The 21948-nt window shown below is 65.1% G+C and carries 19 protein-coding genes and 3 pseudogenes; 12 read left to right on the top strand and 10 right to left on the bottom strand.

All coding sequences use genetic code 11. The features are described from left to right. The first annotated feature begins 11 nt into the window (after nt 1–11). The 4 genes from E9229_RS00265 to E9229_RS00250 all read left to right on the top strand — a co-directional run bounded on the left by E9229_RS00265 (nt 12) and on the right by E9229_RS00250 (nt 5000). Complete coding sequence (locus tag E9229_RS00265) at nt 12–1370, top strand: DUF222 domain-containing protein (RefSeq protein ID WP_183509216.1); 1359 nt, start codon at nt 12–14, stop codon at nt 1368–1370. A 265-nt stretch (nt 1371–1635) separates the two neighbouring features. Further along, entirely contained in the window at nt 1636–2781 is a 1146-nt protein-coding gene (locus E9229_RS00260; RefSeq protein ID WP_183509214.1) for a GuaB3 family IMP dehydrogenase-related protein, read from the top strand. A gap of 4 nt (nt 2782–2785) precedes the next feature. Continuing rightward, the gene (locus E9229_RS00255) at nt 2786–4531 is read left to right on the top strand and encodes a glycerol-3-phosphate dehydrogenase/oxidase (protein ID WP_183509213.1); all 1746 of its coding nucleotides are present in this window, start codon (nt 2786–2788) and stop codon (nt 4529–4531) included. Then, nucleotides 4500–5000, top strand: coding sequence for a PTS sugar transporter subunit IIA (locus E9229_RS00250; RefSeq protein ID WP_183509212.1), 501 nt, complete (start codon nt 4500–4502; stop codon nt 4998–5000). Before E9229_RS00255 ends, E9229_RS00250 begins: the two co-directional genes overlap by 32 nt. On the opposite strand, the gene E9229_RS00245 is transcribed toward E9229_RS00250, so the two are convergent. Continuing rightward, the gene (locus E9229_RS00245) at nt 4995–5309 is read right to left on the bottom strand and encodes a hypothetical protein (RefSeq protein ID WP_183509211.1); all 315 of its coding nucleotides are present in this window, start codon (nt 5307–5309) and stop codon (nt 4995–4997) included. The two genes, E9229_RS00250 and E9229_RS00245, sit on opposite strands and share 6 nt — an antisense overlap. Nucleotides 5310–5512: 203 nt before the next feature. On the opposite strand from E9229_RS00245, the gene E9229_RS00240 reads away from it, so the two are divergent. The 4 genes from E9229_RS00240 (at nt 5513) to E9229_RS00225 (ending at nt 8152) form a co-directional block, all read left to right on the top strand. Further along, nucleotides 5513–6310, top strand: coding sequence for an SURF1 family protein (locus E9229_RS00240; RefSeq protein ID WP_246380281.1), 798 nt, complete (start codon nt 5513–5515; stop codon nt 6308–6310). Continuing rightward, the gene (locus E9229_RS00235; protein ID WP_183509209.1) at nt 6307–6771 is read left to right on the top strand and encodes a DUF3817 domain-containing protein; all 465 of its coding nucleotides are present in this window, start codon (nt 6307–6309) and stop codon (nt 6769–6771) included. Before E9229_RS00240 ends, E9229_RS00235 begins: the two co-directional genes overlap by 4 nt. Before the next feature lie 149 nt (nt 6772–6920). Beyond that, nucleotides 6921–7142 (top strand): DUF6176 family protein, encoded by a 222-nt coding sequence (locus E9229_RS00230; RefSeq protein WP_183509207.1) that lies wholly within the window; start codon nt 6921–6923, stop codon nt 7140–7142. A gap of 170 nt (nt 7143–7312) precedes the next feature. Continuing rightward, nucleotides 7313–8152 (top strand): IS5 family transposase, encoded by an 840-nt coding sequence (locus tag E9229_RS00225; RefSeq protein WP_183509205.1) that lies wholly within the window; start codon nt 7313–7315, stop codon nt 8150–8152. Between the two features lie 30 nt (nt 8153–8182). Here the strand turns inward: E9229_RS00225 and E9229_RS00220 are convergent, their stop codons facing one another. After that, the gene (locus E9229_RS00220; protein ID WP_221184324.1) at nt 8183–9607 is read right to left on the bottom strand and encodes an NF041680 family putative transposase; all 1425 of its coding nucleotides are present in this window, start codon (nt 9605–9607) and stop codon (nt 8183–8185) included. Between the two features lie 206 nt (nt 9608–9813). Here E9229_RS00220 and guaA point away from each other — a divergent pair, with 206 nt between their 5' ends. From guaA to E9229_RS00205, 3 genes are all read left to right on the top strand, one after another. Further along, nucleotides 9814–11400, top strand: coding sequence for a glutamine-hydrolyzing GMP synthase (gene guaA / locus E9229_RS00215; RefSeq protein WP_183509203.1), 1587 nt, complete (start codon nt 9814–9816; stop codon nt 11398–11400). 198 nt (nt 11401–11598) lie between these two features. Continuing rightward, nucleotides 11599–15300, top strand: coding sequence for a DUF4011 domain-containing protein (locus E9229_RS00210; protein WP_183509201.1), 3702 nt, complete (start codon nt 11599–11601; stop codon nt 15298–15300). After that, on the top strand, nt 15297–15578 hold the full coding sequence (locus E9229_RS00205; RefSeq protein ID WP_183509200.1) for a hypothetical protein: 282 nt from the start codon (nt 15297–15299) through the stop codon (nt 15576–15578). Before E9229_RS00210 ends, E9229_RS00205 begins: the two co-directional genes overlap by 4 nt. Before the next feature lie 174 nt (nt 15579–15752). Here E9229_RS00205 and E9229_RS00200 read toward each other — a convergent pair whose 3' ends face one another. The 8 genes and pseudogenes from E9229_RS00200 to E9229_RS00170 form a co-directional block, all read right to left on the bottom strand. After that, on the bottom strand, nt 15753–17534 hold the full coding sequence (locus tag E9229_RS00200) for a molybdopterin-dependent oxidoreductase (protein ID WP_246380279.1): 1782 nt from the start codon (nt 17532–17534) through the stop codon (nt 15753–15755). A 42-nt stretch (nt 17535–17576) separates the two neighbouring features. Beyond that, nucleotides 17577–17696 (bottom strand): annotated as a pseudogene (locus tag E9229_RS19950) (DUF4158 domain-containing protein); the annotation flags it as partial. Between the two features lie 112 nt (nt 17697–17808). Continuing rightward, entirely contained in the window at nt 17809–18063 is a 255-nt protein-coding gene (locus E9229_RS00195) for a hypothetical protein (RefSeq protein ID WP_183509198.1), read from the bottom strand. A 77-nt stretch (nt 18064–18140) separates the two neighbouring features. Then, nucleotides 18141–18506: pseudogene (locus E9229_RS19945) on the bottom strand (transposase); the annotation flags it as partial. Between the two features lie 359 nt (nt 18507–18865). After that, nucleotides 18866–19159: pseudogene (locus E9229_RS19940) on the bottom strand (transposase family protein); the annotation flags it as partial. A 209-nt stretch (nt 19160–19368) separates the two neighbouring features. Beyond that, a complete protein-coding gene (locus E9229_RS00180; protein ID WP_183509194.1) occupies nt 19369–20073 on the bottom strand; it encodes an RcpC/CpaB family pilus assembly protein in 705 nt (234 codons plus the stop codon). A gap of 111 nt (nt 20074–20184) precedes the next feature. Further along, complete coding sequence (locus E9229_RS00175; protein WP_183509192.1) at nt 20185–20454, bottom strand: FmdB family zinc ribbon protein; 270 nt, start codon at nt 20452–20454, stop codon at nt 20185–20187. 125 nt (nt 20455–20579) lie between these two features. Beyond that, a complete protein-coding gene (locus E9229_RS00170) occupies nt 20580–21182 on the bottom strand; it encodes a 5-formyltetrahydrofolate cyclo-ligase (protein ID WP_183509191.1) in 603 nt (200 codons plus the stop codon). 32 nt (nt 21183–21214) lie between these two features. Between E9229_RS00170 and E9229_RS00165 the strand changes: the two genes are divergently transcribed. After that, complete coding sequence (locus E9229_RS00165; RefSeq protein ID WP_183509190.1) at nt 21215–21841, top strand: GNAT family N-acetyltransferase; 627 nt, start codon at nt 21215–21217, stop codon at nt 21839–21841. Nucleotides 21842–21948: the final 107 nt, after the last annotated feature.

The raw sequence follows: 21948 nt of genomic DNA, 5'->3' as shown, positions 1-21948 counted from the left end.
ACACTAGTTCCATGTTCGAGACCGGGAAAACCCAGGAAACGAACCCGGAAAACCCGCAGATGGGACCCTCCGGGGAAACCGCCCCGGCCACATCGGCGCATTCCTTCCTGGCCGGCTTCGCGAATCTGATCGCCGGAACCACCTCCGAACAGCTCACCGAACGCCAACTGGCGGACCGGATCGAATCAGCCGAACAGGTCAAGACCTGCCTCGCGGCCCTCCAAGCCCGCGACACCACCGCCCTGCACGCCGCAGCCGTCCACCGCCATGCGGACAACGGAGTGAATAAAACCTCCCGAGGACGCGGCACCGGAACCGAAATCGCACTGGCCCGCAGCGAATCACCCCTCGAAGGCAGCAGACACCTCGCCGGCTCCCGCATCCTGTGCGCGGACATGCCCCTGACCCTCTCGCGTTTCACCTTCGGGGCCCTGAGTGAGAACCGGGCTATGCTCATCGCCCACGAAGCCAGCGCACTGGCCCCGGAATACCGCCAATGGGTCGATGTGGAACTGAACGCGAACCCCGAGGACTTCCTCGGTGAGAGCCTCAAGGCCCTGGGTAACCGCGTCAGGGCCCTGGTCCAGGAAATCGACCCCGCCACCGCCGCCGAACGCATCGATGACGCCCGCGCCAAGCGCTACATCCGTTTCATCCCGACCGGCAACATGACCATGCGCATCATCGGGGAAATTCCCGCCGAACAAGCCGTACTCATGCACCAGGTCCTGTCCGACCTCGCCGATACCGCCCTGGCCACCGGCGCCGCCAACGGACGCACCCGCGAACAGATCCGCACCGACGAATTCTGCGGACTGCTCACCGGGGAAACCAACATCACCCCACCCGTGGAAATCAACTTGGTCATGACCGACCGGACCCTGTTCCAAAGTGACGCGGAACCGGCATACCTGCAGGGCTACGGCACCATCCCGGCCTGCCTGGCCCGCCAACTGATCCGCGGCCGGGACACCGACTTGAAACTCAAGCGCTGGATCCGGCGTCTCTATACCGAACCGGATACCGGGAAACTGCTGGCCATGGACTCCCGCCGCCGCACCTACCCTGCCGGGCTGGTCCACTGGGTGCAGATCCGCGATCAGATCTGCGCCACCCCCGGCTGCGAAAACCGGGTGAGGCACACCGACCACATCGACCAATGGTTCCGTGGCGGGCAAACCACCGCCGACAACGCCAGCGCCCGTTGCGCCTGGTGCAACCAGACCAAGGAATACCCCGGATGGAAGGAAACTCCCGCCCACGGCACACGCCACGGACTACGAATCACCACCCCGGCCGGCAAAACCTACCACTCCACAGCGCCACCGTTGCCCGGCACCCGCACCACCACCTGTGACACCCCTTGCTGAACCAACACACAGTGGCACCCACCAGGGTTTCCAACGTCGCACTGGCCCCCGCCTTGATGCCTGGAGGCGGGGTTCACTTGTGCCCACGGCCGAAGTTAATCAAGGCCGAGTTCGCGGGGGCCTGATGGCCGAACCACAGCACTATTGGAGGACTGGTAGGAATCGCCTGGGCCACTGCGAGATCCCGGCCACAATGAGTTGCTGGGATGCATCCCGGCACGTCACCGACGGGCAGGCGACGGGCCCGGACTGATAGGCTGAGCCGGTGACTTACGAGATTGAAATCGGGCGCGGAAAGCGCGGACAGCAGGCCTACTCCCTCGACGACGTGGCGATCGTCCCCAACCGCCGTACCCGTGATCCGCAGGATGTTTCGGTGAACTGGCAGATCGACGCGTACCAGTTCTCGACCCCGATCATCGGCGCGCCGATGGACTCGGTGATGTCCCCGGCAACGGCCATCACGCTGGGCAAGCTCGGGGGCCTGGGCGTGCTGAACCTCGAGGGCCTCTGGACCCGCTATGAGGATCCGGCCAAGGTGCTCGAGGAAATCGCCGCACTGAAGACCGTCGGCGCCGGCCACTACGATCCGGCCATCACCCGCCGCCTCCAAGAGCTCTACTCCGCGCCGATTCAGCCGGAGCTGATCACTGCACGCCTGGCCGAGATTCGCGAATCCGGTGTGACAGTCGCCGGCTCGCTGACCCCGCAGCGCACCCAGGAGCACTACAAGACGGTAGTTGCCGCCGGCGTTGACATCTTCGTCATCCGTGGCACCACCGTCTCGGCCGAACACGTGTCCAAGAACCACGAACCCCTGAACCTCAAGCAGTTCATCTACGAACTCGACGTCCCGGTGATCGTCGGCGGCGCTGCCGGCTACACTCCGGCCCTGCACCTGATGCGGACCGGCGCGGCCGGCGTACTGGTCGGCTTCGGGGGAGGGGCCACCGGCACCACCCGCCGCGCGCTGGGCATCCACGCGCCGATGGCGACGGCCATCTCCGATGTGGCTGCGGCCCGCCGCGACTACCTCGACGAATCCGGCGGACGCTACGTGCACGTGATCGCCGACGGCGGCCTGGGCACCAGTGGCGACATCGTCAAGGCCATCGCCATGGGAGCCGACGCCGTCATGCTCGGCACGGCGCTGGCCCGTGCCGAGGAGGCGCCGGGCGCCGGTTGGCACTGGGGCATGGAAGCCGCCCACGAATCCACCCCGCGCGGGGACCGGGTCAGGGTCGGCACCGTGGGCCAGATGGAGCAGCTGCTCTTCGGCCCGTCGAACCACACCAACGGCACCTCGAACCTGGTTGGTGCGTTGCGTCGTTCGATGGCCACCACCGGCTATTCGGACCTGAAGGAATTCCAGCGGGTCGGCGTCGTCGTGTCCCCGTACGAGGCCGACTAACACCATGGCCGCCATCGACCCGCGCACAGGAAAGCTCGATACGGACTTTCGCGCGGCGTCGGTGGCTGCCATCAAGGCGACTGCGGCTCCCGGCGCCGAGGAACTTGACCTGCTGATCATCGGCGGGGGCGTGGTCGGTGCCGGAGCTGCGCTCGACGCCGTGACCCGCGGGTTGAAGGTGGCCATCGTCGAGGAACGCGACTGGGCTTCAGGCACCAGCTCCCGCTCCTCCAAGCTGATCCACGGCGGGCTGCGCTACCTGGAAATGCTCGACTTCGCCCTGGTCCGCGAGGCATTGCACGAGCGTGGGCTGCTCATGGAGCGGCTTGCCCCGCACCTGGTCCACCCGGTGCCCTTCATTTACCCGCTGACCAAGCGGATCGTCGAACGTCCCTACGTCGGGGCCGGCATAGCGCTCTACGACCTGCTCTCGATGGCCTCCGGGCACAGCCGAGGCGTCCCGTTCCACAAGCACCTCTCACGCCACGCCACGCTCAAGGCAGTGCCCAGCCTGAAGACCGACGCATTCGTCGGCTCGATCCGCTACTACGACGCCCAGGTCGACGATGCCAGGCTGGTGCTCAACCTCATCCGCACCGCCGCGCACTACGGTGCCTGGGCGGCGAACCGGGTGCGGGTCACCAGTTTCCTGCGCGCCGGCGAACGCGTGGTCGGCGCCGCCCTCCAGGACCAGGAAACCGGCGAGGTGTTCGAGGTCCGCGCCAAACAGGTAGTCAATGCCACCGGCGTCTGGACCGATGAGACCCAGGCCATGGTCACCGACCGCGGGCAGCTGAAGGTCCGCGCCTCCAAGGGCGTCCACCTGGTCGTGCCGCGCGACCGGATTGCCTCCACCGTCGGCATGATCCTGCGCACGGAGAAGTCGGTCCTGTTCGTGATTCCGTGGGGCCGGCACTGGATTATCGGAACCACCGACACCGACTGGACGCTGGACAAGGCGCACCCAGCCGCCACGGCGAAGGACATCGACTACCTGCTGGGCCATGTGAACACCGTGCTGCGGCGCCCGCTGACCCGCGAGGACGTCGAGGGCGTCTATGCCGGGCTGCGCCCGTTGTTGGCCGGTGAATCGGATTCCACCGCCAAGCTTTCGCGCGAGCATGTGGTGGCCCACCCGGTGCCCGGCCTGGTCGTGGTCGCCGGCGGCAAATACACCACCTACCGGGTCATGGCCAAGGACGCGGTGGACGAGGCGGCCCGCGCCATGGATGCCGCCATCCCACCGTCCTGCACCGACTCGATTCCTCTGCTCGGTGCCGAGGGCTACCGGGCGGCGTGCAACCGGCGTCATGCGATGGCCCGGCGTGCAGGGGTCCATGTGGCCCGCGTCGAGCACCTGCTGGGCCGCTACGGCTCGATGGCGATCGACGTGCTGGACCTGATCACCGCGGACCCGGCGCTGGGTGCCCCGTTGCCGGGGGCAGACGACTACCTGGCGGCCGAGGTCATCTACGCCACGACGCACGAGGGGGCGCGGCACATTCACGACGTGCTCACCCGGCGTACCCGGATCTCCATCGAGGCCTGGGACCGGGGCATTTCCGCAGCACCCGAGGTGGCGCGGCTGATGGCCCCGATCCTGGGCTGGAGCGATGCGCAGATGTCGCGCGAAGTGCTGCACTACGTGGCCCGGGTCGAAGCGGAACGTGCCAGCCAAGAGGAACCGGATGATGTTTCGGCAGACAGGATACGACTGAATGTTGAAGACATTGTCCCGGTCCGGGATTAGCGGGCCCCAGCCCCTGAGCAGCCCCGAACTGGTGGTCTTGGAGATGGCCGTCGGCAGCCGCGAGGAAGCGATCGAGCTGCTGGCCGGCAGGCTCCATGAAACCGGCCGGGTCCGGGACTTGGACGGGTTCATCGCGCAGGTCAAGAGCGACCAGCACCAGCTGGCCACCGGGCTGCCCGGCGGCATCGGCATCCCGCACGCGCGCACCGGGTTCGTGGACCAGGTCAGCATCGCCGTCGGTATCACTGCCTACGGCCACACCCTGGATTTCGGGGCGTCCGATGGCCCCGCCAGCGTGGTCCTGCTGCTGGCCACACCGAAAGCCAGCTTCTCCGCACACCTGAACGTGCTGGCCGCACTGGCTCGCAGCCTCTCCAAGGAAGCGTTCCGCGAGTCGTTGCGCCGTGCGTATGATACCGGTGCCATCGCCGAGCTGATTAACTCGGCGTTGGACTTCTCGGACCTATAAGGCCTGGTGGTCAGCTGTCAGGATGAACGGGTCCGAGTTCAACGCGCCATTGCGGGCTTCCACGGTGAGCGTCTGGCCGGCAGCGACATCGAACGAACGCCCGTCGGTACCGAGCAGCCAGTGCGTGCCCCGGTACATGATGCCCACCGCCACCGCATGCGTGCCGGGCGTGACGCTGATCGTGGTGGGCCGGCCCCACCGGGCCGGATGCCTGTGCCCATCGACCAGCACGAAGGGTCGGGCTGCCACATACAGTAGCCAGGCGTTGATCCGGTGCGCGTGCGGTGTCGCCACGATTGTTGATTCCATGTGTTCAGCCTAGTCGCACCGCCCTTCTCGGGGGTTCCCAGGCTCCCGTCGGGAAGCACGGGCGCGGGTCCGGCACTCCGAAGCCATCACGAAAACCCATGCTGGTGGCTGAAAGCACATGACCCGGTTCGCTCTTCTACACACAATCGAAGTACCGTTGTAGGGTGCTGAAAACTGCCCTGAAACCTCGATGGATCCTCGCCTTGCTGGGGGCCTTGGCCGTGGCGACCGGGTTTGTCCTGCTGAGCCAGTGGCAATTCAGCCGTTCCCAGGATGCGCCGCCGCCACCGCCGAGCACCACCGAGCGGACCGTTCCGCTGACTGAACACTTCGAACCGGCAGTGGACATGATGGCCTCCAAGGCCGACCAGATCGTCAGCGCCGAGGGCAGCTTCCTGCCCGGAAAGCAGGTGTTGGTCAGGGGAAGGATCAACGACGGCGCCACCGGCTACTGGGTAGTCGCCCCCTTCGCCGTGTCCGGAGCCCCCGACGCTAACACCATCCCCGTGGTCCGCGGCTGGCAGCCCACCGACGCGGTGCCGAGGCCGGCCCCCGCCGGAAAGCTCGAACTGACCGGACGGTTGCTGCCCACCGAGGCGCCGATCGACGAGACGACGGGCGCCTCGAGCTACCCTTCGCTCTCCGTGGCCCAGCTGATCAACGTCTGGGACGTCCCCTCATACAGCGGCTTCGTCGTCGCCAACGAGGTGACCGGCACCAACGGTGAATCCGCGGGCGCACGGAGCACCGGGCTGGATCCGGTCCAGGTCGGCCCGCAGCCCCAGGAACAGCCACTGAATTGGCTGAATATCTTCTACGGCATTGAATGGGTGGTCTTTGCCGGCTTCGCCGTCTTCCTCTGGTACCGGCTCGTCGCCGATGATCACCGCCGCCAGCTCGAAGACGCAGCAGACGAGGCGGCTCTTGCTGCCGGCTTCGCACCCGCCGGGCCTTTCCCGGAAACAGATCAGCCATCGGAAACGACTAAGGAAAACCAGTGACCCAGCAGGCCCCCGCTCCCAAAACCCGCCGTTTCGCCGGAACCCCGGCGCAGATTCGCTCAGCGGCCTCCGTCTATAAGGCGCTTGCCTACGCCACCGGCGTGATGCTCCTGCTCGTCTGCGTCGAGATGATCGCCAAATACGGCTTCCAGGCCGACATTGTCGCCGGCGGAATGCTTGCCGACGGCTCGTCGAACACCCTCGGCTTCCTGCCGTCCGGCACCTTCACCGGCGGAGTGAACCTGTCCAAGGTGGTGCTGATCGTGCACGGCTGGATGTACGTCGCGTACCTGATCGCGGACTTCCGCCTCTGGTCCCTGATGCGTTGGCCGTTCAGCCGCTTCATCACCATTGCCCTGGGTGGCGTCGTGCCGCTGCTCTCCTTCATCATGGAGAAGAAGGTCCATGGCGAGGTGGAGGCCGAGCTGGCCAAATACCCGCAGGCCGCCAAGCGCTACTAGGCATCCGGCCCACGGAATTCCCGGCGGTCCCGGGGCGCACACCGCGGTGTGGCGTCACGGGGCCGCCGTTCCTTGTTCCCGGGGGCGCTTCCAACGGGCCGCAAAGCACCGGAAACGGGTCTGGATAGCAGGGGGCCATTCAGATCGAGGTGAGTCGCTTCCAGGTCCTGCCCGGCCGGATGGACGTGGTTGAGGCATGGCTGGCTTTCCCCAACGAAAAGATCGACGCGGTCATCCAACCCCGTGATGGTGAGAACCTGCTGGTGGAGACGATCCGTAGCGAGGAGCTCGAGGGGGCCGGCTCTCCTGACTGGTTCAGCATCCAGGGCGGGGGCATGGTGCACGAACGCATCGCCAGACGGTCACGATGACGCGGCGAAACGGTCCAGCTAAGAAATCGCGCCAATAGGCGCCCAGTCCGAGACCAACAACCGACCCCCGCCACGTCATTAACCAACCCCGCGACGTCATTAACGAAAAGCAGGCACGGCTCCGTGTTAAACATGTTTTCGACCAAGAAAATATGCGATCCAGGAGAACCGTGCCTGCCCTTCCATCATTCCTCATCAAACCCCTCTGGACACAATTCAAGGCACTGATCCCACCCCGGGTTGATGCGCACCCACTGGGCTGCCACAAACCCCGCATCCCAGACCGGCTCGTCTTCGACAAGCTCATCCAGGTCCTCGTCCTCGGTGCCGCCTACGAAAAAATCTCCGACACCACCTGCTCCGCCACCACGATCCGACGACGCCGCGACGAATGGATCCACGCCGGGATCTTTGAACAACTCGAACAAATCGCCCTGGAATCCTACGACCGGATCGTGGGCATCGACTTCGAAGACCTCGCCGTGGACGGGTGCATCGTCAAGGCCCCCTGCGGCGGCGAAGCCGCCGGCCGATCCCCGGTAGACCGCGGCAAACAAGGAACCAAACGCTCCCTCCTGGTCGATGGCAAAGGCATCCCGCTGGGCACCGTGGTGGCACCGGCGAACCGACACGACTCCCCGCTACTACGCCCCACCCTGGAGAAACTCGCCCGCTTCGGATTCCACCTGCCACCAAAGATCACCGTGCACCTGGACGCCGGCTACGACTCCACCACGACCCGGGACCTGCTCGAGGAACTCGGCTGCGCGGGCGAGGTCGCCACCCAGGGCATCCCCTCACCGATCCAGGTCGGCAAACGGTGGGTGGTGGAACGCACCAACTCCTGGCACAACCGCGGATTCCGCAAACTGGCGATCTGCACCGAACGACGCACCACCGTCATCAACGCGTTCATCGCTTTGGCGAACAGTGTCATCGTGATCCGCCGACTCATCCGCGAAGCCTGGCTGACCCACCGCTGGGATGCCCGACCCCTCCGCCGCCCCTGAGCCTATTGGCGCAATTTCTAAGCTTGGCATTTAACCTTTGTAGTGGGCCAGCCCGACGGGCTGGGTCACGGGTTTGACCCGATTCACGCCGCCTCGGGGACGTCCCGGACCGGCCGTGGAAGCTATCGGCGGGTTCGCCGGGTGGACCGCGTCCCGGCAGGCACGCCGATAGGTCGCCCGGACTCTTCCCGGGGTCAACTTGGACTCTGGAATGGGCTGTTGCCACGGCAAGCGGCACTCAATGGCCATTGGCCGCACCAGCCGCAGCGAGGTGTGCGCCGCGATCACGATCCAGGTCCAGCGGTCTGCCGCATTCGGCTCCCGCAGGTGGGGCCGGGCCCAGCCCAGGTTCTGTTTCAGGAAGCGGAACGTGTGCTCGATATCGAAGCGACGCAGGTACATGGACCACCAGTGATCCACCTCCCGGACATCGCCGGGGACGGGTTTGGACGCCCACAGCCACATCGGCTTTGGTGGCTGCCCACCGGGCAGGTGTTCGACGTTCAGTCCGATCACCGTGCCTTCGATGAGGGGTGGGGAACCGTGGGAATCCTTGCACCCAGCCCTGGTGTCGATCTTTTGGTGCATCCGCTCGAACGCGACCGTGCTCACGGCTCCGTACCGCTCCAGTTCCTGGACCGAACGGTGCACAGGGTCCGGGTGTGTGGCCGGATCGCGCAGAGCCAGCTTGGCTCCGTGGCGCGGCGGCCGGCCCTTGGTCGGTCCGCGGCGTGCCCCGGCCGGGGCGTAGAACACCCGGTCCGAACGCAACCGGGCCACCAGCACCACCGGCAGGTCTTGGAGCAGCCAAGCCAGACGGGTCACGTCGTAGCCGGCATCCATGACCACCAAGACCTCGGGATCTGTGCTCTGTTGCTGCCCGGTGGCGCTCAACCGGTCAACGACGCTCCGGAGCTGATCTGCGGTGATCGCGGTCGCGTCATCGGCCGGGCGCAGCCGCACCACGTCCAGCAGTGCGGTCCAGGAGGTGGCGCCGGATTCCAGTGCGGCCACGAAAGAATAAGGCCACCCCGGAACCATTTGCGCTTGCCCGTTGCGGGCGTAGGTGTGGCAGAACGCGCGCCCGGGGCTGCATCCGGCGTCCGGGCGCAGCCAGTTCGACACGTCCACCGCGAGCACGATCCTCTTCCGGCCGTCCGGGCCCGGGATCTTGGGCACGGGCAGCGCCCCGATGAGGGTTTTCAGTGCCGCGTGGTTGATGTTCCCGGAGTTCACCGCGTCATACAGGGCCCCGTGGCCGCGGTGGTGCTCGGGTTCCAGGGACAGGTGGGCCAGGTCGGTGACTTTCCCCTGGGTACACAGCAATGCATCAGTGAGTTCGAAGAGCGCATCGGCCCTACGGGTGAGGCAGCGGTAGTAGCTTTGCCGGAACGCATCGAATTGCTGCTCGGGGCAGGAGGCTTGCGATTCACCGGAACATTCATGCATACTCATCGCCACGGCCCTCGGTCCTTTTGCTGTCTTGTTGGTACCAAACAGCATGAGAAACGAGGGCCGCTTATCGTGTCATGACACGCCGATTGAGGCGCGGAAAGTCAACAGACTTTCCGCCAGAGGTTAAATAGCAAGCTAAGTCGTTTGCGTCACGCCGGGCGCTGTTGAGGTGCGGGGTGGTCCACCGTGCGGCTAAGCTGGAACGCGTGACTAACACTCCCAGCACCCCAGAGCAAAAGCCGGTTCTGGTCGTCGATTACGGGGCCCAGTACGCACAGCTGATTGCTCGGCGTGTACGCGAAGCCAACGTGTATTCGGAGATCGTCCCGCATACCTTCACCACCGAACAGATTCTCGCCAAGAACCCGGCGGCAATCATCCTCTCCGGAGGCCCCTCGAGCGTTTACGCCGAAGGTGCCCCGAGCGTCGGTGCCGACCTTTTTGAAGCAGGTGTCCCGGTACTGGGCATCTGCTATGGCTTCCAGGCCATGGCAAACGCCCTCGGCGGTGTTGTCGCCGAAACCGGATTGCGCGAATACGGCGCAACCGATGCGACCGCCACCGGAGCAGCCCGCTCCATCCTGGCAGGCATCCCGGAAAACCAAAACGTCTGGATGAGCCACGGCGATTCCGTCTCCGAAGCCCCAGCGGGCTTCGACGTGCTGGCAACCACTGCCAGTGCTCCCGTCGCGGCCTTCGCCAACGAGGCCAAGCGCCTCTACGGCGTGCAGTGGCACCCGGAGGTCAAGCACTCGGCCCATGGCCAGCAGGTGCTTGAGAACTTCCTCTACAACGGTGCCGGCCTGACCCCGTCATGGACGGCAGCCAATATCCTGGACGAGCAGGTCGAAAAGATCCGCGCCCAGGTCGGCGACGGCCGTGCCATTTGCGGCTTGTCCGGCGGCGTTGATTCGGCCGTTGCCGCAGCACTCGTGCAGCGAGCCATCGGTGACAAGCTGACCTGCGTGTTCGTCAACCACGGTCTGCTGCGCGAAGGCGAAGCCGAGCAGGTTGAGACCGACTTCGTCGCCGCAACCGGAGCCAAGCTCTACGTTGCCGACGAACGCGAGCGCTTCCTCACCGCGCTGGACGGGGTCACCGATCCTGAAACCAAGCGCAAGATCATCGGCCGCGAATTCATTCGCGCGTTCGAGGCAGCCGAAACCGCCATCCTCGCCGAGGCTGCCGACTCCGGCCAGCCCGTGAAGTTCCTGGTTCAGGGCACCCTGTACCCGGACGTCGTGGAATCCGGCGGCGGCGAAGGCGCGGCAAACATCAAGAGCCACCACAACGTGGGTGGGCTTCCCGAGGACCTGGACTTCGAACTGGTGGAGCCGCTGCGCGCACTGTTCAAGGACGAAGTCCGTGCCGTGGGCGCCCAGCTGGGCCTGCCGGCGGAAATCGTCATGCGCCAGCCCTTCCCGGGCCCCGGCCTGGGCATCCGCATCATCGGCGCCGTCAACGAGGAGCGCCTTGAGCTGCTGCGCAAGGCCGATGCCATTGCACGCGCCGAGCTGACCGCCGCCGGCCTGGATGAGGAAGTCTGGCAGATGCCGGTCGTCCTGCTGGCCGATGTGCGTTCCGTGGGCGTGCAAGGCGACGGCCGCACCTACGGTCACCCGATCGTGCTGCGCCCGGTGTCCTCGGAGGACGCTATGACCGCAGACTGGTCGCGTCTGCCCTATGACCTGCTGGCCCGGATTTCCAACCGGATCACCAACGAGGTCGACGGGGTCAACCGCGTGGTCCTGGACGTGACGTCCAAGCCGCCGGGAACCATCGAGTGGGAGTAAACTGCCCGCCGCGCAAGCGGTAGGAAGACAAAGGGGGAGCCATTGGCTTCCCCTTTGCCATTTGGTGGCACCGAACGTGTTTCGGTGCGGTAAAGACTTTGGCGTTTCGACTACGTTAGAAGCGACTGTCCAAGCGAAACGTGAGGCGATTTTGTGAAGGCGCTAGGCCTGCAACTGGGTAGAAAAGGCGGAAAACCGGTGACTGCATCCGAAGAGAACCAAGGCGGACGCCTGACCGAATGGCTGGAGACATTAGGCCCCGGCGTGGGCACCGATACTCTGCTGCGCTTTGCCGGCTCGACATCGAACTGCATCGACCTCACACATGCCCATCCCTCGGGGCTCGCACAGTTCATGGCCGGGCGCAAGACCCGACTGTCGACGCTGCTGCGCGACAACGACCAGTACGTGATCGCCCGGCGCACCGCCGAGGCGCTGCGCGGAAAGATCCGCGAACTGTGGGACGAGCGCGGTATCGACGTCGGCTACCTGGCGGCGGGGATCGCGGACTGGCGGGCCACCAGCGAGGGGCGCAACGAACAGTTCAGCGCACCCGTCATGCTGGGCCGCATCGTCATGAGCGTGCGCGAGGACCAGGAAGACTTTGAAATCCAGCTCATGGGCCGCGCCGAAATGTCACCGGCGCTGCTGCGCTACCTCAAGCGCCAGCATGCGGTGGATGTCGATGAGGATGCGCTCAATGGAGCCGCCTACATGACCGCGCGATTCGACCCGGCCCGGGCCATGGACGTGCTGCGCCACCAGGTGGCCGACATGCCCGGCATCGTGATCGGGCACCGGCTACTCATTTCCACCTTCGCCGATCTCGCCGATCCGGCCGATCCGCAGCTCTTGGACACAGCAAACCCGGTCATCGCCTCGCTGCTTGACGCCGGCGCGGGGGTCTCGGCCCCGGTCCGCGAACCGGGTATCAGCGTCCAGAGCAGCGACGAGCGAAACCCCGCCGACGAACTGCTGGTGTTGGATGCCGATGAGTCGCAGCAGGGCGCACTGGATCTGGTCGAGGCCGGTGAATCGGTTGCCGTCTGTGCGCCGGCCGGCTCCGGGCAGACCCAGACGGCCATCAATGCGGCGGCCATCCTGGCAGCGCAGGGCAAGCGCGTGCTCGTTGTTGCCGAGCGCCGCGCCACCGCGGAGGAATTCGTGGGCCGTTTCGCCAAGCTGGGGCTCGAGGGCACAGCACTGCTGCTTTCGCCCGAGTTCGACCCCGAAGACCTGCGCACGCAGCTGACCCGCGGGATCCTGCGCAACGAACGCGCCACCGAGCCACAGCTGGCCAAGCTGCACCAATCACTGGTCTCGCACCGCCACGCGTTGCTTGAGCATGTCCGCTCGTTGCATAGTTCACGTCCGCGCTGGGGTTGCTCGCCGTACCAGGCGATGCAGGAACTGGCCCGGCTGACTTCGCTGAGCCCCGCTCCCGCCACCACGGTGCGGCTCAAGCGCAGCGTGCTCGATGGCATTACCAGCCGCGAAGAGACGGCGGCCAAGCTGCACCGTGCCGCCGAGGTCGGCAGCTTCCTGAAGGCCTCGGCTAAGAGCCCGTGGTATGGCTCCCGGCTGCGCAACCGCCGCGACACCGAAACGGCGCTTGAACTGATCGAGGGCCTGGGCAAGGACCTGCCGGTCCTGCGCGAGCACATGGGCAAGGTCGCCGCGCACTCGGAAATCCGTTTGGCCGACACCTACGCCAAGTGGGGCGAACAGCTTCAGCTGCTCGTCGCCGTGCGCGGCAGCCTGGACCGTTTCGAACCTGACATCTTCGACAAGGAGGTCGATGACCTGATCCGGGCCACCGCATCGTCCGCCTGGCGGCGCGAGCGCGGCATCGAAATGAGCTCGATCACCCGGTCGCGGTTGCGTCGTGTGGCCAAGGAATACGTTCGCCCCGGGGTGCACATCGCAGACCTGCAAACGGCGTTGGAAGACGTCCGGGCCCAGCACATCCTGTGGAAGCAGCATGCCACCAGCCAACGCCACCCAATGGTTCCGGCCGGCCTGCTCGATGTCAGCGAGGGCTACATGGATGCCCTGCGCCGGCTGGAGAAGCTCTCCGGCCTGCTGCCGGGAGACGCCGAACCGCTGCTCGAACTGCCCACCGACCGCCTGGGCGAGCTGATGGATGCGCTGCTGGCCGACAAGGAGGCCCTCGGCGTCCTGCCTGAACGCAATCTGCTCGAGGAGCAGCTGCGCGAGCACGGGCTCGGTGAGCTGATGGATGATTTCCGCTCCCGCGAGGTCACCCCCGACGAAGTCCACTCCGAGCTGGAACTCGCCTGGTGGCAGTCCGCGCTCGAGGCAATGATCAGCGGGGACGACTTCCTGGCCATGGCCGATGGCAAGAAGCTGCGCCAGCTGGAAGCCGAGTACCGACTGGCCGATAGCGCGCACATCGATTCGGGTGCGTCCAGGCTGCGCTGGGCGTTGAACCGGCGTTGGAAGGCGGCGCTGGCCGATCACCGCGCCGCCTCGAAGGAGCTGCGTGCCCTGCTCAATGACGGCGAACCCTCATTGAGCCTGCTGGCAGGCCTCGGCGACCACCTGGTCAATGCCTTGGCGCCGGTTTGGGTGGGCTCGCCGCTGTTGATTCCGGCAGCCGTTCCCGAAGCCATGAAATTCGATGCGGTGATCCTGCTGGAAGCGGATTCGCTGTCGCTGCGTTCGGTATTGGGCTCCATCTCGCGCTCGGCACAGGTCATCGCCTTCGGGGATTCGATGCTGGGTGCCCCGAACGCCTTCGAGGTCTCCATTGATCCCACAGCCAGCACCCGGTCGCCGAGAATCCCGATCAGCGCCATGCAGGCGCTGGAACGGGTGCTTCCGATCCGCCGGCTCGGAACCGTCTACCGGGGAGTGGACGAGGGGCTCACCGAGACCCTCTCGCACGCCTTCTACGACGATTCACTGACGCGGCTTCCATCCGCCCGTGGCTTGGGCAACGGAACCCCGGCGCTGTCCGTGGAGCACGTGCCCGACGGAACCGGGATGCCCGGTTTGGCCGGCGAGGGAGTGGAAACCACGGTGGCCGAGGTCCAGCGCGTGGTGGACCTCGTCTTCTCGCACATCCGCCGCCGCCCGCACCTCTCGCTGGCGGTCATCGCCGGGAACCCGACGCATGCGGCACGAATCGCCGAGGCCATCCGCGTGCAGCTGCCCAACTACCCGTGGGCCGCGCAGTTTTTCAAGCGCTCGGACAACGAGCGCTTCCTGGTGGCGACGCTGGAACGCGCACACGGGATGGTTCGCGACACAGTGCTGTTCGCGCTGGGCTACGGCCGTACGCCGCACGGCAAGGCCGTCCACGAATTCGGGCTGCTGTCCGGGGCCATCGGCAACGAGCTGTTCGTCAATGCCGTCACCCGGTCGCGCGAATCGCTGGTATTGGTCTCGGCGCTGCGCCCGCAGGATCTGGACATGAACCGCATCCATGGAGGTGCGCGACGCTACGTCGAACTGGTCGGCCGGGTGCTGGCAGGGGATTCCGGCATGGCCGGCAAGACGATGCCGGCCTCGGACCCGCTGGTCGCTGACCTGATGCACCGGCTCGTTGACCGCGGAGCGGTCGTCACCCAGCACTACCGTGGCGTGCTGGACATTGCTGCCCATGTCGTGGACGTGAAGGGAACCGGGGGAGCCGCCCCGCTGGCCGTGGTCTATGACGGTACCGATGCCTACCGCCAGCTGACGGTGCGCGAACGGAGCCGGTTGCGCCCGCAGCTTTTCGAACGGTTGGGCTGGCGCTACGCACCGTTGTGGACCATCGATGTGTTCTCCGATCCGGGAACGGTAGCCGAGACTTTGGCCGGGTACCTGGGTTTGGGCATCGTCGCCGAGGCAACGGCTGACGGCAAGCCGGTCCAGTCGCTGCAGCGACAGTGAGCGACGAGCCGGTTCGGCGGCGCAAGCCGCGCCGGGCAACAGTTGAGCCAACCCGGCTGAACGACACCCCTGTTGTTGGCGTCTTCGAGACGGCCCAGCCCGTCAAGGCGCCTACCCGGGCCGTGGCGACACCCAAACCGGCAACCCAGGAGCATGACACAGCCTCGGAGCCCGTCCTGGAACAGGTGGCAGCGGCCGATGACCCGCGGGCCTGGGGCGACCCGGTCGAGGACCTGGGGGACTGGCTGAAATCCCAGCGTCCACCGCACTGGGAGTAGCCGTTAACGGCTGGAACCCCGGGGTGATGGGCCCGCGGAGGAAGGCGCCGCCGGTAGGATCAAACCCTGAATAGATCGATCCACACGTCTGTCGCGCTCGGCTTTGCGCCTCTGATGGCCGGAGGTGAAGCAGGCGCCGAGGTTCAGCAGACGGTTGCCATCAGGAGTTCGTACCTAGATCGATTGACGGTAGCCAAAGAATTCGTGGTCGTTGTTGTATCCCCCGAGACCGCCACCGATATCTGCGAAATTTTCGACGAACTCGATTCCCTTGATCCACTTGACCATCTTGAAGCCAAGCTCGGCTTCGTTGCGTAGCCGCAAAGGCGCACCATGGCCAAATGACAAAGGGGCGTCGTTCATGTCATAGGCCACCATGGTCAGACGGCGACCCATCTGCTCGATGGCCTGGGCATCATAATAGAGACCGCCTTCTGGGCCGAGCGCGAAGGAGTAGAAGATCACCCACTTTGCCTCCGGGTTCGGCCTCACCATGTCCAGGATGGTCTGCATGGAAACGCCGCCCCATTTGGCAACACCGGACCAGCCCTGGATGCAGAAATGCTGGGTTATTTGCTCGTGACGGTCCAATGCCCGCAACTGCGCCAGATCCAGCTCCACCGGGTTCTCAACGAGCCCGTTGACGCGCAGTTTGTAGTTTGTGAAATTGCCGGCCAGCAGTTCCTTGTATTCCTCGGTGTCGGGATAGTTGCCGTTGTGCCAGAAGTACGGGGAGATGTCCTTTTCCGTGTATTGGCCCGGCTTGGCATCGATGTGCTCGAACAGCCGTTGTGCCGGCCCGATCAGGGCGAAGCCGACCTTCTGAACAACCCGCGGATGCTTATAGGTGACGGGGGTTGCCACCACCCAGGCGGCAATGAGGACGACCATGGCGAGAGCGAAAATCCAGAAACCAGCCCATGATCCGGTGCTCTGTGAGGCGAACATGTGGTTCAAGTTCTGGAGGACGCCGGTGGTCAGCACGAGGGCAATGTGAATGACGATGAACATTACGAACCAACACAGGACCATAAAATGCAGCGACCGGGCGACTTGGATGCTGAAAATGGAACTGATTCGCCGGAACCGGGTGGAGAGGGCCGGTGACATCCCAAGTCCCGAAACGAGGGCGATCGGGGCGGCGATGAAGACCGTGATGAAGTACGCGATCAGTTGCAGGCTGTTGTAGTTGATCCACCCGCTCTCGACGGGCCAGTCCAGCGACAGATATTGGATCGCCACGGAGATCGCATTCGGGATGACGTCCCAGTGCAGCGGAACCAGGCGCATCCACTGTCCTGTCGTGAAAAGCAGGATGAAGAAGACGATGCCGTTTGCCAGCCAGAGGGTATCGACACCCAGATGCCACCATCTGGCCAAGCCGATGGAGTGCCGGCGTCCCGGCAGGCCGACACCGTCCGGCAGGGTGATCGAGTCCTCCTTAGCCGTGTAGAGCGGGTTTGCGGGGACCGGCTTCTGGACCCGGAACCAGTCTTTGCCGGGGGTGGAGTGTCTGGTCCAGTAAAGCCGTGGATGGTCAGCGAGGATTGTGATCCCCGAACGGATGATGAAGAGCATGAAGAACATGTTCAAAAAATGTTGCCAGCCGACCCAGGCGGGGAACCCGACGGGCGCGTCACCGGGAAGTTCCGAGATGCCCGGATACCGGTGCATGAAATCCTGTACCGCAGGGAGTCCCCGGATGCCCGTGGCAACAGCGACGGCGACCAACAGCAGCAGAAACCCGATCGGGATCAGCCACAGCAGGTTGAACCATTTGGATTGACCGATTCGTACCCGGGGAGCCACACCATATTGGGCGGGCACGCCGCCAGCCCAATCCTCGTTGACGGCAGTGTATCGCTGACGATCGAGTTCCGTCCGGAAACTGGATTGTTTCCCTCCGGCACCAATATCGGCAGCAGGACGGGAAGGATCTTCCGAAGAAGGAATCATGCTCCAGAGTCTAACGTCGCTAGGCCAAGGAGGATCCTCCAGAAACGTGCACAGATATCGGATGGCCGCCAACTGCAAAGCAAGCCCGAGCCGGTTGCGATCAACGCTCCGTTTCGCGGCGAGCTCCAGATCCTCGTCATCCAGGACGAAGCTCCGAAGCAACCATCGTTACCACCGAAGGCCGGCCTGGCATGGCTGTTCCGGGCAGGGGTCCTTAACCCCATCATCATCGAACGAAACCAGGGGGCGGGTATGATCCGGTGAGGGGCCCGGATTATGCCATGCCATGGATATGCAACAGAAGACCTGGCACGACAAGCTCAAAGAGGTTCTCCTGACGTGAGTGTGGGTGCCAGTATTTCTGAAGTGGCAGCCTGATCTCCACCGGTCCGCAGGTGAACATGATCAGTGACAGCGCGGCCTCGGGGGAGCGCAACCGGTAGGAGCGTCGGGTCATGGTCTGGTTGTTGCGGACTTCATGTGTTCCGTTGCCCAGCGGGCGGGTGGCCGCCTGATAGATGCCGTCCAAGTGTCAGCGCAGGGTCGCGCCAGCCTTCATGAATGGTGCCATCCCACTGCCTGTTGCGGCTTGGTACCAGTCGCTGGTCATCCCCATGACGTCCTCGGTCTCCGGGTCACCGGAGAAGGCTTCCCGCAGGGATTCCTTGTGCTGGCCCGTCTACCCGGGTTCCCCTCCGTCGGCACGCATCTGCTCCAACGTGGTCTGCTCTTTGTCGGTGAGGTTCTCGGGGTTTTCAGGAGCGCGTAGCAGCTGCCCTTGTACTTATTAGCGAAGGACTGATCCGGCAGTACCCGGGTTCGTTGCCAGAACTGACGCCTCACGGCCTCCAACGCGTTGGTTCCGAGCTGAACGCAAGGGAATGGATCGATGCAGATGGCTGCCTGGGGTGCGCTCTCCGTGATGGATTTAATGAATCCCGCTCCACGGTCCATGCTGACAGCTTCCATGCCTTGGGTCCGATGCCCGTGAAGACCCTATCCAGGGTGGCAGCGTTCTTCCCAGCCACTCCCCAGCAGATGGTTGCGGTCTCGTGGTCCGAGACCAGGGTGAGGTGTCGTGGTGCTTTTTCCGGGAGGTTTCGTCCACGCCCAGGCTCTCCAAACCCTCGAAGCGCGTGTCGTCGAGTTGTTCGCCCACGACGCGTCCACAGGCGACCCTGGCGAAGGCAGTGGCGTTGGCGAAGGTGGAGGCGCTGCTCTTGTCGGTGTGCGTGATCAGACCCCGGCGAGGAGGTCCTCGAAGTCTCTGGGAGCCGCGAGGGCGGGCGGGCGAACTGCACCGCCTGGACCACGACTCCATGCTCGTGGCAGCGCAGCCGCCGGCGGAGCATGTTCAGGACCAGGGGCATGCCTCCCATATCCAGATGCCGCCACGTGGATTCGGTCCAGCGGGTGTCGTATCCGGCCTTGGTCGTGAAGGAGCAGTGCGGGCCGGAAAGCTTCTTGCGGGCGGTGAGTTTCACCGTGGCGCTCTCCTCGAATTCGACCTTCGCGATGCTGGCGCTGCTGAATTGGAAAACGCGATTGAGCAGAGTGGTAGCTCGCCCGGATAACTCCGGATAAGCCTGGTGGCGTGAGAACTTAAAACTTACCGGGGTGCCCATGCTTTTCGTCAGCCACGTTTTGCCTGGCCGATGGAAGCAACGCACTGTCATCGTTCCCATCGATAACACGATGCAAATGTGCCATGACGCAGAGCGGTGGCGAATTTCCTACTCATGCTGGAAGGCCTGGCAAGAAGACATCGCAGCAAAAAGGAAAAAGACATGAGGCGGCCATCGCTCCCGGACCCAGAGCGGATCGTTAACCGGGATCAGGGCCCGGTAGCGGCGCCCGCACCGACTAACAACACCGAAAGGCTGCCGCGGTTTTCGGCTCCCGCGAGCACCTGGGCCTCCCGAGGAGCGGCTGCCACCACTATCAGCGTGTTGGCGCTCTCGCCCCCGGAAAACAACTCGCCGGATTCGTCCGTTCCGCCAGTCCAAAGCACCGGCACTCCGCGGGCCAGCACGGTGGTGATGGGAGCCCGGGCCACGCCATCGCCCTCCGTCAGCAGGACATCGACCAATTGGCCGGCACCCAGCAGCGGAACTGCTTGGGCATCGGCCAGTCGCAGCGGCACAGCCGCAGTTCCCGGAGCAGTTCCGGCCAGCAGTCCCGGCCCGAGCAGCAACGTCGCATAGAGCGCCGAACCGGCGCGCAGCGGCACCGCCAGTTGACGGCCCAGCACGGCCCGTTCATCCCCGAACACATCGGCGGGCAGCAGAGCCTTGGCCACGGATCGGGAGACCAAGTCGCCGGCGGAAAGGGGCCGCCCGGCGGGGAGATCGGCAGCCGCAACCAGGACTTCGGCGTCCGGTGGCCGGTCCGGTGCCAGTACTACCAAGGCGCAAGCCAATGATGCGGCGGCAAGCAGTGCCGAGATCGGGCGCCGGTACACGGTCAACAGTTCGTGTCCGGAACGTCGCGGTGGACGGCGAATGCCGGTGTTCACGCTGGGGCGGCGGAAGAGGTTCATCCATTCATCAACGCAGAAACTCCCGTCCAATGGACGGGAGTTTCTGCGTGGTGTGGAAACGGCGCGATCGCAGCCCAGCCGGTGCGGGGCAGGTGCACCCGCTTGCGGGAATCAGGCCGAGGTGCTGCTGGCGGTCTTGGCCGGTGCGGCGGCCGGTGCCTTGGCGGGAGCCGCGGGGGCAGCGGGAGCGGTGGAAGAGGAGCTGGAACGCGAATCGGTGCGGTAGAAGCCCGATCCCTTGAAGACCACTCCAACACTGTTGAACTTCTTGCGCAGCGAGCCGTTGCATTCGGGACAGACTGTCAGCGAATCATCGCTGAACGCCTGAACGATCTCGAAAGCGTGCTCGCAGTCCTTGCAGGCGTATACGTAGGTAGGCATGGTGGAGTGGGGGTTCCTTTCGCAAGGGGTGTGGCGTGGTTGCCGACCGACGGCGCTTCAATGGGCCGTTCGGAACTGCGGCACTCCGGCCTTCAGCATGGCAATTCTAACCCATGGGCCGGTCCCTACACCCCGAAGGTACGCCGCCCGGCGGCCGTGAACACGGCATCGACGCGGCGGTCGAACTCCTGGACCGGGAAGGAACCAGGTTCCACCAGCTCGTGTTCGTAGACCACCGCCAGCAGGGCAGGACGGGATGCCGCTGCATCGAGGGAGGCGATGAAACGGTCGTAGTAGCCGCCACCCTGGCCCAGCCTGTCCCCGTTGGAATCCACCGCCTGGGCGGGCACCAGCACCGCATCGACCAGTGGCATGACGGAGGCGTCGAATCGTGGCCCGACGGGTTCATCGATCGGTGCCACGGCGCAGCGGGCCATGTCGATGCCCGGGTACCAAGCAGCCCAGCTCAGGCGTCGTTCCGGTTCGCAGATCGGCACCAGGACCCGGTATCCGCGGGCGTGCAGCGCAGTGAGCAGCTTCCCTGTTGGCGGTTCGGCTCCATAGGACAGGAACGCGGTCACCGTGCGGTGGACGGCGTTCTTGTCGAGCCAGTCGATCAGATGGGCGCCCGCCGCATCCATTTGCGCCTGCCGGGCCGCTGGTTCCAGCTCCCGACGGGCGGCGCGCAACCCGCTCCTGATGGCGTCCTTCGCAGCAATCTCATCCACGGCTCTAGTCTAGACGTGGATAGACTTGCACCATGGCATTTTCCGCGCGTCAATGGCCCGTCAACGTCGATGGCGGCGACATCGTGTTGCGCCCGATCAGGCGCGGGGACAAACACGAATGGATGCACCTGCGCCGGGTCAACGCCAGCTGGCTCGCCCCCTGGGAACCCAGCCAGCCGGTGCCCGACGGGACTGCTCCCACCTACGGGGAGATGGTTTCCGGGCTGAACCGGCAGGCCCGATCCGGGCATTGCCTTCCCTGGCTGATCACCCGGCGGGACCCCTTGCTGTCCCGGGTACCGATCGTGGGCCAACTGACGGTGTCGGGAATTTCCTACGGCGCGGCCCGCAGCGCATCGCTGGGTTATTGGGTGGATTCCTCGTGTGCCGGGCACGGCATCGTTCCCACGGCCGTCGCGCTGGCAACCGACCACTGCTTCGGGACGCTGGGCCTGCATCGGATGGAGATCAACATTCGCCCGGAAAACGCGGCATCGTTGCGCGTGGTGCAGAAGCTGGGCTTCCGCGATGAGGGGTTGCGTGAACGTTACCTGCACATCAACGGGGCTTGGGCCGATCACCGAACCTTTGCGCTGACCAGCGAGGAAGTCCCGGAGGGGCTTTTGGCGCGCTGGCGCGGGGGATCCGGGGGCCGCTGAGAAGGTGTTGAAAAACATGGTATTCGCGGACACACCGGGCGCAATGCCTGAACTCCGGGCAAAACGGCATTAACGTGGTTGACGTGGACGTTCCAAGACAGTTCGTC

The organism is Paeniglutamicibacter cryotolerans, assembly GCF_014190875.1.
In the GTDB taxonomy this organism is placed as follows: Bacteria; Actinomycetota; Actinomycetes; order Actinomycetales; family Micrococcaceae; genus Paeniglutamicibacter; species Paeniglutamicibacter cryotolerans.
The sequence above is the reverse complement of the archived record's forward strand: the minus strand, read 5'-3'. Positions and strand labels throughout refer to the sequence as shown.

What these genes read in the sequence shown, in the direction of transcription:
- E9229_RS00265 (WP_183509216.1), top strand. Translation starts at nt 12, where the DNA reads ATGTTCGAGACCGGGAAAACCCAGGAAACGAACCCGGAAAACCCGCAG.
- E9229_RS00255 (WP_183509213.1), top strand. Translation starts at nt 2,786, where the DNA reads ATGGCCGCCATCGACCCGCGCACAGGAAAGCTCGATACGGACTTTCGC.
- E9229_RS00250 (WP_183509212.1), top strand. Translation starts at nt 4,500, where the DNA reads ATGTTGAAGACATTGTCCCGGTCCGGGATTAGCGGGCCCCAGCCCCTG.
- E9229_RS00245 (WP_183509211.1), bottom strand. Translation starts at nt 5,309, where the DNA reads ATGGAATCAACAATCGTGGCGACACCGCACGCGCACCGGATCAACGCC.
- E9229_RS00220 (WP_221184324.1), bottom strand. Translation starts at nt 9,607, where the DNA reads ATGAGTATGCATGAATGTTCCGGTGAATCGCAAGCCTCCTGCCCCGAG.
- E9229_RS00200 (WP_246380279.1), bottom strand. Translation starts at nt 17,534, where the DNA reads ATGATTCCTTCTTCGGAAGATCCTTCCCGTCCTGCTGCCGATATTGGT.
- E9229_RS00180 (WP_183509194.1), bottom strand. Translation starts at nt 20,073, where the DNA reads ATGAACCTCTTCCGCCGCCCCAGCGTGAACACCGGCATTCGCCGTCCA.
- E9229_RS00175 (WP_183509192.1), bottom strand. Translation starts at nt 20,454, where the DNA reads ATGCCTACCTACGTATACGCCTGCAAGGACTGCGAGCACGCTTTCGAG.
- E9229_RS00165 (WP_183509190.1), top strand. Translation starts at nt 21,215, where the DNA reads ATGGCATTTTCCGCGCGTCAATGGCCCGTCAACGTCGATGGCGGCGAC.